We start from the raw sequence: 14,237 nt of genomic DNA on the forward strand, positions 1-14,237 counted from the left end.
ATGCCTGGGTAGGAGCCGAAGTCGCTCAGAGATGGAAACTGAGGGGCTGGCCACTCACCGGATGCGGAATGACGCCCATGGGAATGCCATAGATCGACTCGAGCGTTGGGCCGTCCATCAGAGCTTGTGGACTGCCTTGGACCAGCAGACGGCCGCTGTGCAAAGCCACCAGATGGTCGCAATAGCGCGCTGCCATGTTGATCTCGTGAAGCACTACCACCACGCCCAATTGAAAGCGATGACTGAGTTCGCGGATCAACTGCAGGACCTCGACTTGGTGCGCGATGTCCAGCGCCGAGGTCGGCTCGTCCAGCAGCAGATAATTCGTCTCCTGGGCAAGCAGCATGGCCAGCCAGACGCGTTGGCGCTCGCCGCCGGACAGACTGTCTACCAGCCGTTCTGCGAATGCCTCGGTATGGGTGAGCTGCAGCGCACGCTCGATGGCTTGGCGATCCGCCGTGCCGAAGCGACCCAGGGCGCCATGCCAGGGATAACGGCCGAAGCTGATCAGCTCCCGCACGGTGAGGCCATCGGCAGCTGGCAGCTGCTGCGGCAGATAAGCTACCCGACGGGCGAAGTCCCGATTACTCCACTGGCTCAGCGAGACCCCCTCAAAGCTAATGTCGCCAGCACTGAGCTCCTGCTGACGAGCGAGCAGTTTGATAAGTGTCGATTTGCCTGAGCCGTTGTGGCCAATGAGGCCGACGACCTGGCCATCCGGCAATTGCAGATCGAGCGGCTGCAACAGAACGCGGTCACCGAGGGTAAAGGAGGCGCCTTGGAGTTCGAACATGGAAAAAGCCGCATGGAAAAGTAGAACCGGCAGCCTAAAACAAGCGAGAATGCTTATCAATGTTGCTGCTGGTGGCAAGGTGCCACTTGGCAGAAGACGATTCTGGAGTCTATCAACATGCTGGCGACGTATCCGTTCTCTTGCTTGGTCGGAGCCGCCTCCGTGTCGAGTCGAGCCGGTGGCGGACATGCCTGCGTCAGCCCCTGGATACCGCAAGCAGGCCTCGGGCGCCGCTACGCCACGACCCTGACCCAAGGCAAGTCTGATGAAACCTGATCTTCTTTTTGCCGGATCGCCGCGCCCATGATTCCCGCCCTTGCCACCTTGTTCACGGGGCCTCTTGAACCGCTATCCACAATGCTGCGCTTGCCTGAAGCGGGTAAGGATGTGGTTCCCCTCGGCCGCCTTCTGGAAGAAGGTCTGCCGGAACTCTTGCAACGCTATGGTGGCAGCCCGGATCTAGACCAACGGGCGCTGCTTTCGGTCTGGACCAAGTTCTATTTCTCCCGGCTGATCCCTCCTGTCGTTGCGGCCTCGCTACTGCGCCGCTGGCGGCTGCCAGTCGCGGTTGATCAGTTGGGGCTAGTCTTGAATGAGGCCGGGGTGCCGGAAGCCTTCGTGCTACCCCACGGCGGCGCTGCGTTCGATGAGGCTCACCTGGACGTTCTCCAGCCATTGGTACTGGACAATCTACGGCCGTTCATCGAAAGGGCCTGTGCGCAAATAAAGCTTTCTCCGAAGGTGCTCTGGAGCAATGCGGGCAACTATCTGGAATGGTTCGTAAGCGAGTTGCGCAAAGCAGGATTCACTCCGAATCTGTTGCCGCCTTTCGAGCACTGGCTTGAGCAGCCAAGTGACGCTCAGGGTGGCCGTAATCCGCTATTCAAACCGGTAATCTACGTTGATCTGCCGCTGGCAAATGGCGCGGAGCTCTCGTCGTGGCAATGGCGGCAGCGGCGTGTCTGTTGCATCCGCTATCGGCTGCCTGGGGAAGAACTCTGCAGTAACTGTCCTCTTCTCAAAGATCCACAGCCGATGTCTTCGAGTTAGGGCTGCTCTGTAGTGGTCTACTCACCCCGGACACCTTTTTAGGCGAAGACATTAGACCTTTCGAGACTTCGTCACCGAACCAAGTGTGGCGAGCTGATCTATGTCTGGGCGCAGGGCCGCTGGCATTAGGTTGCGGTGGTCATTGATTGGTTTGCCCGTCGTGTCGTGGGTTGGTCGCTCTCTGCCACGCCCGATGCCGACCTGGTCATCCAGGCCTTGAAAAGGGCTTACGAGCAGCGCGGTCGGCCCCAAGAGGTGCTCTTTCACGCCAATATGGCAATCGACGCTTTCGCCAGCGGCTCTGGCGCTACCGCTTCACCCAGAGCGTGGGTAGAGCGCTTGGTTGGTCATCATCGAGTAGGGATGCATGCAGCCCGGCTAATACGCTTTCGATACCCGCTGCTTAGGCGGTAGGCCGCCGACATCCAGAATACCTAAGCAACCCCAGGCGAACGATGGCGGGCTGGGTGAGCCTTGGTCGAGGAGCCTCGCTGCTCCCGCTGTGCTCACTATAATCGGCGTCTGCTAGGGTGTCTCACTCCTGCTGTGCTGCAGCGGGGCAGCGCCCCGGCGCCGAGCGGTGTAACGATGATAAAGACTAAGGGATTAGGAACATGGCAATGAATGCTGAGCCCGACGATGCCCCTGACTGGCTCGTCCATAAACGCAGCAAGGCGCGTCCGCTGGGTATCGTTACCTGTCTGGTGATCGGGAGTCTGGTTACCGTCGGCGCCCTTGAGTTGGCCAGCAAAGCGTTGCCCAAGCACAGGGTGACCGAGACAACCGCACAGCCAAATCCGTCTGTCGAAGTACTAGATCCCCAGTCCCCGAGCTCAATACCGGCCTCGAGCGGCATGGTCACCCGGACTCCGCCAATGCCAGCGGAGCCAGCCTTGGCGGCTGCAACCGCCGCGCGTCAGGAAGACCCGCGGCCTGCCGTAACCTATGGCAGGCAAACCGTCTTCAACGATCAGAACTTCACCCCTAGAGGGGCTGACAACGTGCTTCGGCTAAGCCAGCCTGCCCAGGCTCTCACACCTCCAGAAGCGCCCCCACAAAGGATGAAAGTCACCATCGTCCGGCAGACGCCTAGCATGAAGGATCGGGCCTGCTGGCCTTTCAAGTCTGGCAGCCTTGAGCAGCGCAACTGTCGCTCCTCGGTAGGGCTCAACTACCGGGATTAGGTTAGGTACGAAAAGTCGTCGAGCGAAGGTCAGGCGAGGCGAAAAGCGCTGAGGACGCGGATCGGACTCGCGCACGAGTTCACGAGCGGTAGGTAAATGAGCATTGCGACGGGGCCGCCTAGGCGGGGCTAACCATCCAGGCGTTCTTCAACGAAGCATCAGCAAGTGCAGGCATTTTTCGTACAGAACCTAGTCGCTTGCAGGCATTCGAGACGATGGTGGTTGCCTGCTCGTCGGTCATTGCCGAGTAGTCTCCCAAGGCCTTAATACCACCCCTATATTAGATCCAGGGTTGTCGTCTAGGGCGACGTGCATCGGCTCAATAGCGCGGGCTGAATGGTTAGCATTCGCTCTAGAGCTTGTAGAGGTCGTAAAGGAGATACGTATGTTGCGTTTTGATGTCATTTTGATATGGGAATGGTGTCAATCGCACCTAGCCGTTGGACTGTTACCTTCACAGGGATGATTTCGAAGGAGCTGGCGTCTGTATGTTCATGGCAAGCCTCGGATCCATGATTCATGGCAGAGGATGGCAAGCGTCGACGTAGCGGTCAGCGGGAAGCCGTAATTCCATCGTAATAGGTTGCGTCTCCGCGGGTTTTCCAGGCTCTGGCGTGTACGGCAGATGGAAGCATCTGGATTAGGGCTAGGCAACGCTGGGCTCCGTTGGCGCTCATCCCGCGCAGCTACACCCGACTGCGCCTCATCGTATGTATCTCTTATTGGGGCCGAGTGGATTGCGATTCTGTCCGCAATGTCCAGCGGCTATCTATCCATTAAATCTTACTCTTGCACGAAGTTCTCGAAGTACGCCGCGTCCTGCCTGGCAGGCCTTTTTTCCACGACAAAAGCGCGTGAGGAACCCATGCTGCAACGATTGACTATCTCGAAAAAACTCAGCCTCAGCTTCGGTACAATCCTGGCCATTATCCTGGTGCTGATTCTGTCTACCGTGTGGGGCTTCAGACAGGTGAACCAGGCCTTCCGAGCCAACCTCCGATCGCATGAGATATTGCAGGACACCACTGCCGTATTGCTGGCCTTGGTCAATATCGAGACGGGTATGCGTGGCTTTGCTTTGACCGGTAAGGATCTCTTTCTGGGACCGCTCATCGCAGGTGGACAACAGTTCGGCGAGCGATTCCAAGAACTGCTGAAGTTGACGTCTGGCGACCCAGAGCAGCAGCGTAGGGTCACCCAGCTGGGTACCGCTGAGGCGGATTGGAATAGCCAGTCGATCCAGCCACTACTGGACATGCGGCGTCAGGTGAATGCCGGAGCAGTGCCACTGAGCGACCTTATCGCGCGCATCGCCACGGCCCAAGACAAGGCCAAGATGGCGGTGATGCGTGACTTAGTGGCCCAGTTAAAGGCCCGCGAGACCGAACTCCTGAACGAACATACTCAGTCGATGGACGATGCCAGAAGCCAAGTCTTGCAGGTGCTCATCATCGGCGGTGTGCTTGCAGCGCTTCTCGCCTTGGGCATCGCCTGGTCGCTGTCGCGGACCATCAGCGGTCGCCTGACCCAGGCGGTGGTGGTGGCACGCAACATCGCCGATGGGCGCCTGGATTCGTCCATTCCTGCGAGTGGGCAGGACGAGGTGGGCCAGCTACTGGGCGCCTTCGGCCTGATGCAAGAGAAGCTGCGCGAGATGATCCAGCGCATCAAGCAGGGCACTGAACAACTGGTTGCCGCCTCCCATAGCATTTCCACCAACGCGCAGCAGCTGTCTACCGCAGCGCGGGAGCAATCTAGCGCCGCCTCCAGCATGGCGGCGACCGTCGAGGAACTGACGGTGAGCATCAATCACGTTTCGGACAACGCCAATGAGGCCCATGGCCTGTCTAGCGAATCAGGCCGCCTGGCCCAGGACGGTGGCAAGACCATCCAGGCCTCGGTGGACAGCATGAAGTCCATCGCCGGCGCGGTGCAGTCCTCGGCTGCGCGAATTGGCGAGCTAGGCGAGCATTCCGAGCGGGTATCCTCCATCGTCAGTGTGATCAAAGGCATCGCTGACCAAACCAACCTGCTGGCACTCAATGCCGCCATTGAGGCCGCTCGCGCAGGCGATCAGGGTCGCGGCTTCGCCGTGGTGGCCGACGAGGTACGTCAGCTGGCGCAGCGCACCGCCAATTCCACCCAGGAGATCGCCACCATGATCGAGAAGATCCAGGTCGCCACCCAGACGGCCATGGACGATATGGATGTTGGTGTGCGCCAGGTCAACGGTGGCGTCAGTCTGGCCAACCAGGCCGGTGACGCAGTGGTCAGCATCAACAATTCCTCGGGCAGTGTGGTCCGCGTAGTCAATCAGATTTCCCTCGCCCTGCGCGAACAAACTGCCGCCAGCCAGGACGTGGCGCGCACCGTGGAACGCATCGCTCAGATGGCGCAGCAGAACAGCGAGGCCATCGGCGAGACGGTACAGACTGCGGTCTCGCTGGATGCCCTGGCCAATGAGCTGAATCGGCACATCGGACACTTCAGGCTATAGACGCTCAAGGTGGCAATGACCCTTAGTGAGGTGTTTCAGAAGTTACCTGCACAATGTTGGCGGGGCTTTTCGCCGCAGAGGGGTACCTCCCTGGCGGCGTTGCCACTCCTCGCCATAGCCCTGCTATGACTCGTCACGGCGCCTGATCAGGTCGGAGCGCCGACCCGCCAAAAAATCACTCGCCAATTCTTGTACGAACTTTTGAAACACCGCACTAGGGCACCCTGTGGGAACTCTGTTTTTACCGCTTACATTGGTGAGCTGGAGCTGGGTGCCTGAGGGAAATTCGGCGCGCTGAAGGCCTTTGCGGCTCGGTGCGTGAAGGTAGGGCTGTGTTTCAGCGCTCACGCACCGTCCAGCCCATGCTCAAGAGAGCTGGCAAGCGCGGCTAAAGTAGCTCGGTGCCTCGGGTAGCCATTGGCCGAGGTACTGAGCAAGGGGGCGCGGCTCAGGGTCACCTGACGATGATCGTGAGCCTTGACCGTCATTCCAGCTTGCGGGCGATGCTACGAACCATCTGCAAGGGCTGGCGACTCTGGATCACGTCGAGCAAGAGGTCCCGCTGACGCTTCGGCAACTGTTTGATGCAGCGTCTCGCGGTTGCGCGGACCGCTTCATCGGTGCCGTGAATACGGGCGGCCAGTAGAAGGGCTAGCGTGCAGTAGGACAGGTCGCGCTCTGGGGTGACGTTGGGCATTGTGCTCACAGTAGGGGATTGTCGATCAGGGTCAGAAGGTCGGGCCCGTCGTTTTTCACGTTGCCCACGGCCTTGCTCACGGGATACCACTCGAAAGCGTCCACGGGCGTCGCTGCCTCGCGGCCGATTTCGGCGGCACGATCTGCGCAAAGCTCTGGGTCGATCCATTCGCGGGCGACGTCTGGTGGTAAAACCAGGGGTCGACGGTCATGGAGGTCGATCATGCCGGCTTCGGAGCCCAGAAGTGGCCGATGGCAGCGAAGAACATAGGCTCCGCAGATTTCAACCGGATGAAATAGGGCGGCTTGCGCTTGGGCTCTCCAGATCCATTCGTACCAGCCGTCCGCGATCGCCAGGGCGCGTGCGATGCGCCAGACTCCCTGAAACAGCTTGCTCGTTGGCACCGTCTCGACGCGGGCGTTGATCATGGGCGGCCGCCTGGTCTGATTCGCTCAGAAGGGCCTTGTGGAGCATCATGGCCTTGATGAGGGCACCTCTTAGGTCTCCCGCCGCTGGAGACTGGCAGTCATAGGCATCGGCTCTTCCAAACAGGTAACATTCATAATGTATTCTTGCAGGATGTACCATTCCTGAGTCTTGTTAGCAGTTGCCTGTTTTTATGACCGCCTCACGAAGACCCTCCCGCGCTACAGGCCGTACGGCCAACCCGGATTCACTCCGCGCTGCTCATGAGCAGATCACTCGTAACAGCGGTACCCTTGCCGACATTGCCAATCTCGTCGAGATGGAAGGCAAGGCCAACCCCTCGCGTCGGCAGCCCAGCCAGCCATCGCGCGCTCAGACCGAACCCGTTTCCCGCTCCGGGGAATCTCCCAAGCCGGTGCCTGCGGCGGCCAGTCGCGGCCATTTCCTGACACAGCCGCTGTTTGGAATACCGGTCCTGGCGATCCTGGGCTGCGCTTTGATCGTAGGTGCAGCCGTGGGAATACCGCTCGGCGTCCTTACCTATGGCACCGAGATCTATTCCTTGGTGATGGACGGCCTGGCTGTCTTCTAGCCCAGGTAGCTAGCCAGGGTGTACGGCTCGATCAGGACCTGAGCGAGCCTTTTTGTCTTGTGGCATCTAGGCGACACGTCCTTTCCCAAAGGGGCAAAGTGTACCCTTCGCGGACGAGCACCCTATCAGCGCAGGTCTCGACCAGGTGCGAAGACGAAAAAGAAAGTCTGTTGTGTAGCCTGCTAAATCCACGTGGCAGAGCCGTTCAGCGGGAGTGAGTGGCACTTTTAGCGTAGCTGTCCAGTCGTAACTCGGACCCCATCGGGCCAGCGAACCGCTCCGGCTTTCTTACTCAAGGCTCCGCACCGAGATAACGTCAATGAATACAGCGAATTGGGCTTACAGTCTCATCATAGTTGCTGGATTTTTGCAGGCCGCAGGAGCGGCAATGAATGGTTCTCTCAATAAGGCCCTGGTCAATCCTTGGCTGGCTACCTCGGTGTCCTTTGTGATGGTCACCTTCGTGGCCATCGGCCTGCTGATTTGCCTGCCCAAGCCATTACCCTCGGTTAGCCAGCTCGGTGAGATGCCATGGTGGGCACCCTTGGGAGGCATTGCCGGTGCCGTAGCGGTCTTTGCTGGCCTTGTTTTCATTCAGCGCCTCGGAGCGGCACCCGTCAATGGCGTCACCATTACTGCAAATCTTATCGCTAGTTTGGTCATCGACCATTTCGGCCTGTTCGCGATGGAACAGCACGCGATCAATGGATGGCGGCTATTGGGTGCGGTATTGATGATTGCCGGTGTCGTGCTGATCGCCCGTTTTTGACGATAGGCCCTGCTGAGAATCGTTATTCGAGACCGGGCCGCGGGCCCCGATCCGATGGCCAGGATTTAACGGGTGAGCCCGAAAGGTCAGAGGCAACTTCGGGTCAGTTCGTCATGATGCTGCTTGAGCCGATCATTATGTCTTGCGGGCGAGTGCCAGAGCATCGGCGGCGGCCATGGGCCTTGCCAGGTGATAACCCTGTGCGAAGTCGACTTGCAAATCGCGCAGGCAAACGAGCTCTTCAGCGGCTTCCACGCCTTCCGCGACGACCTGCGAACCGATCTCGTGCGCGAAGTTGACCAAGCCCCGGGCGAGAGCGCGTCGACTACGATCCTCATGGATATGTTGGGTGAGGCTCATGTCGAGTTTGATGATGTCCGGTTGCAGCTGCAGGATATGTCTCATGCTGGAGTAGCCGGCACCGGCATCGTCCACGGCGATCTTTACACCCAAACGACGCAATGGGGTCAAGGCATCGGCAAGGGCGACATAGTCCTTGACGATGGCATGCTCGGTAATTTCCAGGGCCAAGCGGGACAAATCCGGTACGGCCTGGAGTAACGGCTCCAGCTGACCCGAGGTGACGAGTTCCGGTGAGACGTTGACGTTGAGCGTCAGGGGCGCGACGAAATCTCGCTGGTAGGCGAACGTCTTGCACAGAACGTGCTCCTCGAGCTTGATACCGATGCCAGCGGTGGAGGCACGGTGAAACCATTGGTCCGGCGACCGCTGGGGCGCCACTTCGAAGCGCGACAGGCACTCGAAGCCGTGGAGCGTCAGGTCGGGTAACCGGAACACCGGCTGGAAGACGATGCGTGGCGCGCCTTGGATCAAGGCGCCTTCTATTTCCTCAATGATGTTCCGCTGTGCCGAGCGATTGACCTCCACCTCGTGCAGGCGCAACGCGAGGATCTCGGCAAAGGCGCGCAGCATCTTGATATCACGCTCGTCGAGCCGATTGTTGGGCTCGAAACCCAGGCAGCACAGCGTGCCATAGACTTGGCCCCCCACCTCGACCGGTACGCTCAGATGCGAGCCGATGGGCAGGGACGCGGTCGCCGGAATACGCTGAGCGGCGGGAAGTTGAGAGGTGTCAGGAATCAGCTCCGGCAATTCCCCGTTGATGATGCCCAGACAATAGCCTTCCGCCAGAGGGATGATCTGCCCCTGCTGAAGCGGACAGTCCGGCGGGCTGTCGACATGCTCGAGTATCCGATCCGTGTCTCGAAAGCGCGACAGAAAGGCCACATCCATCCCCAGGTACTGGCGCACCACCCGTAGTGACTGACGCAGCTCGCGGTCATTGATGTCGTCAGCCAGCAACTGGATCAAGGGATGTTGGGTAACGTGTTCAGGAGACATCAACATTGGACCGTTCCTCTACCGCTGTGGTCGTTTCCTTGTTGGGTCGTACCAGGCATTTCCTCTAGGCCTGGGTGTCAGATTTTGACCTATGAGTCACATCCAAGAATCCGGATTCTTACTTCTTCCGTCAAAGGGTTTCGTGCTGTGGGTGTGTTTAGGACAAGGTTTTCAGCGATTCGGTCGAGTTGATTGGTAGTGCTATTTAAATAAATAACTTCGGCCAGCTAACTTCGACGACCGATGGGAGATTAGCGCTATTGCAGATCAGGGATGAACTCGCGCTTCTTTGTGAAGGCAATAGAAAGAACAGCTATAGCGTTCGAGAAAGGAAAAGCCAGCGCAGAAGGCAAGGCCCTCCGTTAGCCTGGCCGACTCGCCAGGGCAGGGGAGGGCATAGGCCACCAGCGACGCCACCCGTCCACCGAGCAATGGCTGTTTACATTCATGGTAGGGCGATTAGAGTAGGGAACCCTCAAGCCATCATTCGTCCATCTTCCATGGAGCAACCATGAGCCCTTCGCGACCGATCCACTGGTATCGTGCCCGCACTACGCTCGAAATCGTCGCCCTGGGTTTTGGCGTCATTGCCTTGGTGGTCGCCCTTGAACTGGGATTGCGCAATTCGCCTGCCGAACACCTGGCTGACTATCACGCCTGCAAGGGTGATGGTGGGCTGGCACGGATGAACGCCATCGGCGAAATCGTCTGCCGTCTGCCTAGTCCGGTGCTGGGTAAGGTGACGGACAAGACACCCGCGGTCAGCGGTCTCTAAGCGGTTCTCGGTCTAACAGCTAGCCACCTCGCCCCTTTGCCCTCCTGCCTGCTCAGGCAATAACCACCCAAATCCTTCCGCGCCCTCGCATCCTTCGCGCCTTCGCGCAGGATGTCCTGCCGTTCCTGTCATTTACTTCCCGTTTGCGCAAACTGCTGCTTTGGCTATGTGGCAGGGGCACGCGGCTGTCCGCCAAAAGTTTAACGTAACATTTGATAATGAGAGTTTTTATCATTTAAAGTGCTGGCCCTCGCGCATGCGCCGCGAGCAGCAGCCTTCTTGTGTACGGCGTCGGCTGCAACGCCTCGGTAACAAGGATCACCATGAACACCCAAGGAACCCGCTGTCAGCCCATCCGCGCCTCTCGTGGGGGGCTTCGTCACCTGCTCCTGCTCGGAGCGCTGATTCCCTTTCCCCTGACGGCCCTGGCCGCCTCGGTCGCCGGGCAGAGCGCTACCGAGCTGGACACCCTGACCATCGAAGGCAATCGCCTCTATGACATGGCGCCCTCGGAGCAGACCGGCGGCTACACCGTGGATTCGGCGACCGTAGGGACGAAGACGCCGGCGGCCTTGCGCGACATTCCCCAGTCGATCACCTCGTACACCAACGATTACATCAAGGATCGCAACTTCAACACCCTGGACGACCTGGCCAAGTCCACCGCCGGATTGCGGGTACTGACCAACGACAGCGGGCGTTCCTCCATCTATTCGCGCGGCTACGAGTACGACGAGTACAACATCGACGGCCTGCCGGCGCCCATGACCAGCATCTTTGGCACCGTGCCCATCCTCTCGCCCTTTGACCGGGTCGAGATCATGCGTGGCCCCTCCGGGCTGTTCAACAGCACCAGCGAGTTGGGCGGCATCGTCAACATGGTGCGCAAGCGCGGTACCGAAGACTTCCAGGGACACATCACCGGGCGCTACGGCTCCTGGGACACCAACTATCAGGAAATCGACCTGGCCGGGCCGCTCACCGAGAGCAAGAATGTCCGCGGCCGCTTCGTCGCCTCCCGGGCCGATACCAATGGTGAGGTGGACTACAACGCCAGCACCAATGAGAGCTACTACGGCGACCTGGACATCGATCTATCCGATTCCACCCAGGTGTCCTTCGGCCTGATCCATCAGGTCAAGAACATCACGCCCAACAATGGCTACCCCACCAATGCCCAGGGCCAACTGCTCGACTTCAGCCATTCACGCTTCTTCGGCGCCGACTGGAACTACTTCGATGGCCAGACCACCGACGGCATCTTCGAACTGACCCACAGATTTGATAACGGCGGCTATGGTCGTATCGCAGCACGGGCTTCGCGTCGCGAGACGGATTACCTCTATGCCTTCACGGGTAGCGCGGTGCAGGCCAACGGCAACACCAGTATCCGTACCACCACCCGCGATTTCGAGCAGGACGCCTATTCGCTGGATGCCAGTTACAGCCAGCCCTTCGAGGCCCTGGGGCAGGTCAGTGAATTCGTCGTGGGGACCGACTACAAGCACTACGACACCGACTACAGCAATGGCAACGGCATGCTGGGCACGGTCAACGTAAACACCTATTCACCCAGCCGCTTCGCCAAGCCGGCCCGTGTCTATCAGACCGACTTCGACAGCGAGGATCGTGAATTCGGCCTCTACTCCAAGGTGACCTTCCGGCCCATCGAGCGCCTTGCGCTGATCGGCGGGGCGCGTGTCTCCTGGTACAAGGGCGATGCCTACACCACCACCCTGGCCAGCGGCGCCGAGGCCGGCGAGAGCCAGGAGCACAACGCCTTCGTCACTCCCTATGCCGGTACCGTCTACGACCTGGACGACTACCATTCGCTGTATGCCAGCTATTCCAAGGTCTATAAGCCGCAGAGCCAGCTGGATGCCCAGGGCAAGGCCCTCGATCCGCGTGAGGGCGACCAGTATGAGGTCGGCATCAAGGGCAGCTACTTCAACGGCGATATGAACGCGCGCCTGTCGGTCTTCCAGTTGACCGATGAACATCGTGCGTCCACGCCTTTCACCGCCAATGGCGTGGCCATCACCGGCTATTCCGTGGATTCCGGCAAGACACGGGTGAAAGGCGCCGAGATCGAGGTCAGCGGCAAGCTCACCGAGCAGTGGGAAATGCTCGCCGGCTACACCTACATGGATACCCAGAGTCTCAGTGGCGACAGTAATACCCTGTTCGAAGCCATGCCCAAGCACATGGCCTCGCTGTGGACCAAGTACACCCTGGCAGGCGGCCCGCTGACCGGCCTGACCATCGGCGGCGGGGTGAACGCGATGAGCGATTTCTCCCAGACCAACCAGACCTCCGGCGTCACCATCTCCGCCCCTGGCTATGCCACGGTCGATGCCAAGCTCGCCTATCCAGTCACCAAGCAGCTCACCGCGACCCTGGACGTCAACAACCTGCTCGACAAGGATTATTGGTCCCGCGTAGGTTCGGTCTCCACCTTCAACTTCCAGGGGCCGTCGCGCAGCGTGATGGTCGGGGCGCGTTACGACTTCTGACGGCCGCGCTATTCGGGTGGCGCCGTAGGCGTGCCGCCCGGATAGCGGTTGCAGAACGCGTGACTTCCGACGAGCTGCCAACACGATGCACGGCAATGCAATGAACGATTCTTTCTTCCAGCGTGACGACGTGGGCAGCGAAGCCTGGTGGCAGGCGGTGGCGAGCCGGGGCACGCCGCTGATCGAGCCCACCGACGGTGGGCGCTACCGCCTGACCTTTCTCTGGCGCGATCCCGCCGGAGCGGCGTCCGGCACCCAGCGGGTCTGGCTCAATATCACGGGCGTGACCGATCACCATCAACCGGGCCTGCCGCAGAGTCTCACGCGCGTGCCAGGCACCGATGTCTGGGCCTGGGAGACCGAACTGGACGGTTGCTGGCGAGGTAGCTACTGCCTGATTCCCAGCGGGGAGCCGGCGCCTTTCGAAGGTGAGGGCAAGGTCGATCCGCAGCGCGTTCGCCTGTGGTGGCGCAGTGTCTTTCCGCTGGCCCAGGCCGACCGGCTCAATCCTCGCCGTGCCTGGCAGGGCGGACGGGGCCTGGCGGTCTCGGGGGTGCATCTGCCGGACGCGCCGGCGCAAGCGGCTTGGACGGCATTCGACGAGGGGCTCGACGGGCGTGAAGCCGGGGCGCCCGAGCTTCGGCAATACCGCTGGGAAAGCGCTCGGCTGGGCAATAGTCGCCCCGTCTGGGTACTGACCATCGGTAATACCACCCCTAAAGAGCGCCCCCTGGCTATCTTGCTGGATGGGCAGTTCTGGGCGCAGGCGATGCCTATCGCCGGACCACTGCAACAGCTCACCGAGCGGGGCCTTTTGCCGGAGGCGGTCTATCTGTTGATCGATAACAGCGATCGCGCCCTGCGGGGCAGCGAGCTGCCCTGCAATCCCGAGTTCTGGCTCGCGGTGCAGGAAGAGCTGCTGCCGCAGATTATGGCCTGCGCGCCCCATGCCCAGAGCCCAGCCTCGACCGTCGTGGCCGGGCAGAGCTTTGGCGGGCTGGCGGCGCTCTATGCCGCGCTGCACTGGCCGGAGCGCTTCGGTTGTGCCCTGAGCCAGTCCGGCTCGTTTTGGTGGCCGCAGCGCGGCGCGCCGGGGCGGCTGTTCGAGGCGTTGGCGGCCGGTAAGGGCGCCGGGCAACCGTTGCGATTGTTCATCGAGGCCGGGCTGCGTGAGCCGGCGATTCTCGAAGCTTCCCGTGCCCTGGTCCCGCGTCTGCGCGAGCAGGGTCACGCACTCGACTATCGCGAGATCGATGGGGGCCATGACGCCCTCTGGTGGCGCGGCGGCTTGCTCGATGGTCTGGTCCGCCTCTGGCAACCCTTGGTCGCGCCCGACCGTTAATTCTTTCCGCCAGGAGGTCCGATGGACGCTCTCAACCCCTTCGACGATCCCGCGCAGACGTTGCTGATCCTGCGCAACGCCAGCGGCCAATGCAGCCTCTGGCCGGAAGCCATGGCCTGTCCCGCCGGTTGGCAACCGGTATTCGGCCCGGCGCCGCGTGCCGCCTGCGACGACTGGTTGACGAGCCACTGGCGTGACATTCGCCCGGCCGTCTCCCCGCATTCCTGACAGGAGTTA

The 14,237-nt window shown here is 60.5% G+C and carries 11 protein-coding genes and 1 pseudogene; 8 read left to right on the forward strand and 4 right to left on the reverse strand.

All coding sequences use genetic code 11. The features are described from left to right. Positions 1 to 25: 25 nt before the first annotated feature. A complete protein-coding gene (locus FAZ11_RS23395; RefSeq protein WP_058761216.1) occupies positions 26 to 793 on the reverse strand; it encodes an ATP-binding cassette domain-containing protein in 768 nt (255 codons plus the stop codon). A gap of 303 nt (positions 794 to 1,096) precedes the next feature. Between FAZ11_RS23395 and fhuF the strand changes: the two genes are divergently transcribed. The 3 genes and pseudogenes from fhuF to FAZ11_RS23410 all read left to right on the forward strand — a co-directional run bounded on the left by fhuF (position 1,097) and on the right by FAZ11_RS23410 (position 5,524). Beyond that, on the forward strand, positions 1,097 to 1,843 hold the full coding sequence (gene fhuF, locus FAZ11_RS23400; RefSeq protein WP_058771997.1) for a siderophore-iron reductase FhuF: 747 nt from the start codon (positions 1,097 to 1,099) through the stop codon (positions 1,841 to 1,843). An 84-nt stretch (positions 1,844 to 1,927) separates the two neighbouring features. Next, positions 1,928 to 2,178: pseudogene (locus FAZ11_RS25105) on the forward strand (DDE-type integrase/transposase/recombinase); the annotation flags it as partial. A gap of 1,714 nt (positions 2,179 to 3,892) precedes the next feature. After that, positions 3,893 to 5,524, forward strand: coding sequence for a methyl-accepting chemotaxis protein (locus FAZ11_RS23410; RefSeq protein ID WP_058761213.1), 1,632 nt, complete (start codon positions 3,893 to 3,895; stop codon positions 5,522 to 5,524). Positions 5,525 to 6,008: 484 nt separating this feature from the next. Here the strand turns inward: FAZ11_RS23410 and FAZ11_RS23415 are convergent, their stop codons facing one another. Both FAZ11_RS23415 and FAZ11_RS23420 read right to left on the reverse strand, forming a co-directional pair. Next, complete coding sequence (locus FAZ11_RS23415; RefSeq protein ID WP_058761212.1) at positions 6,009 to 6,221, reverse strand: DUF7740 domain-containing protein; 213 nt, start codon at positions 6,219 to 6,221, stop codon at positions 6,009 to 6,011. 5 nt (positions 6,222 to 6,226) lie between these two features. Beyond that, positions 6,227 to 6,649, reverse strand: coding sequence for an SOS response-associated peptidase family protein (locus tag FAZ11_RS23420; RefSeq protein ID WP_058771999.1), 423 nt, complete (start codon positions 6,647 to 6,649; stop codon positions 6,227 to 6,229). 909 nt (positions 6,650 to 7,558) lie between these two features. Between FAZ11_RS23420 and FAZ11_RS23430 the strand changes: the two genes are divergently transcribed. Further along, positions 7,559 to 8,008: a DMT family transporter gene (locus tag FAZ11_RS23430; protein WP_058772000.1), complete on the forward strand. Its 450-nt coding sequence runs from the start codon at positions 7,559 to 7,561 to the stop codon at positions 8,006 to 8,008. A gap of 135 nt (positions 8,009 to 8,143) precedes the next feature. On the opposite strand, the gene FAZ11_RS23435 is transcribed toward FAZ11_RS23430, so the two are convergent. After that, the gene (locus FAZ11_RS23435; protein WP_099049410.1) at positions 8,144 to 9,376 is read right to left on the reverse strand and encodes a sensor domain-containing phosphodiesterase; all 1,233 of its coding nucleotides are present in this window, start codon (positions 9,374 to 9,376) and stop codon (positions 8,144 to 8,146) included. A 505-nt stretch (positions 9,377 to 9,881) separates the two neighbouring features. Between FAZ11_RS23435 and FAZ11_RS23440 the strand changes: the two genes are divergently transcribed. From FAZ11_RS23440 to FAZ11_RS23455, 4 genes are all read left to right on the forward strand, one after another. Beyond that, positions 9,882 to 10,145: a hypothetical protein gene (locus FAZ11_RS23440; RefSeq protein WP_058761208.1), complete on the forward strand. Its 264-nt coding sequence runs from the start codon at positions 9,882 to 9,884 to the stop codon at positions 10,143 to 10,145. A 323-nt stretch (positions 10,146 to 10,468) separates the two neighbouring features. Beyond that, positions 10,469 to 12,658 carry a TonB-dependent siderophore receptor gene (locus tag FAZ11_RS23445; protein WP_058772001.1) on the forward strand — a complete coding sequence of 730 codons (2,190 nt, stop codon included), beginning with the start codon at positions 10,469 to 10,471 and terminating at the stop codon, positions 12,656 to 12,658. Positions 12,659 to 12,758: 100 nt separating this feature from the next. Continuing rightward, positions 12,759 to 14,000 carry an enterochelin esterase gene (gene fes / locus FAZ11_RS23450; RefSeq protein WP_058772002.1) on the forward strand — a complete coding sequence of 414 codons (1,242 nt, stop codon included), beginning with the start codon at positions 12,759 to 12,761 and terminating at the stop codon, positions 13,998 to 14,000. Between the two features lie 21 nt (positions 14,001 to 14,021). Beyond that, the gene (locus FAZ11_RS23455; RefSeq protein ID WP_058772003.1) at positions 14,022 to 14,228 is read left to right on the forward strand and encodes an MbtH family protein; all 207 of its coding nucleotides are present in this window, start codon (positions 14,022 to 14,024) and stop codon (positions 14,226 to 14,228) included. Positions 14,229 to 14,237: the final 9 nt, after the last annotated feature.

The sequence above is a fragment of the Pseudomonas rhizoryzae genome, from assembly GCF_005250615.1.
Lineage (GTDB): Bacteria > Pseudomonadota > Gammaproteobacteria > Pseudomonadales > Pseudomonadaceae > Chryseomonas > Chryseomonas rhizoryzae.

Coding starts and splice junctions, on each gene's coding strand:
- FAZ11_RS23395 (WP_058761216.1), bottom strand. CDS start 793: ATGTTCGAACTCCAAGGCGCCTCCTTTACCCTCGGTGACCGCGTTCTG.
- fhuF (WP_058771997.1), top strand. CDS start 1,097: ATGATTCCCGCCCTTGCCACCTTGTTCACGGGGCCTCTTGAACCGCTA.
- FAZ11_RS23410 (WP_058761213.1), top strand. CDS start 3,893: ATGCTGCAACGATTGACTATCTCGAAAAAACTCAGCCTCAGCTTCGGT.
- FAZ11_RS23415 (WP_058761212.1), bottom strand. CDS start 6,221: ATGCCCAACGTCACCCCAGAGCGCGACCTGTCCTACTGCACGCTAGCC.
- FAZ11_RS23420 (WP_058771999.1), bottom strand. CDS start 6,649: ATGATCAACGCCCGCGTCGAGACGGTGCCAACGAGCAAGCTGTTTCAG.
- FAZ11_RS23430 (WP_058772000.1), top strand. CDS start 7,559: ATGAATACAGCGAATTGGGCTTACAGTCTCATCATAGTTGCTGGATTT.
- FAZ11_RS23435 (WP_099049410.1), bottom strand. CDS start 9,376: ATGTTGATGTCTCCTGAACACGTTACCCAACATCCCTTGATCCAGTTG.
- FAZ11_RS23440 (WP_058761208.1), top strand. CDS start 9,882: ATGAGCCCTTCGCGACCGATCCACTGGTATCGTGCCCGCACTACGCTC.
- FAZ11_RS23445 (WP_058772001.1), top strand. CDS start 10,469: ATGAACACCCAAGGAACCCGCTGTCAGCCCATCCGCGCCTCTCGTGGG.
- fes (WP_058772002.1), top strand. CDS start 12,759: ATGAACGATTCTTTCTTCCAGCGTGACGACGTGGGCAGCGAAGCCTGG.
- FAZ11_RS23455 (WP_058772003.1), top strand. CDS start 14,022: ATGGACGCTCTCAACCCCTTCGACGATCCCGCGCAGACGTTGCTGATC.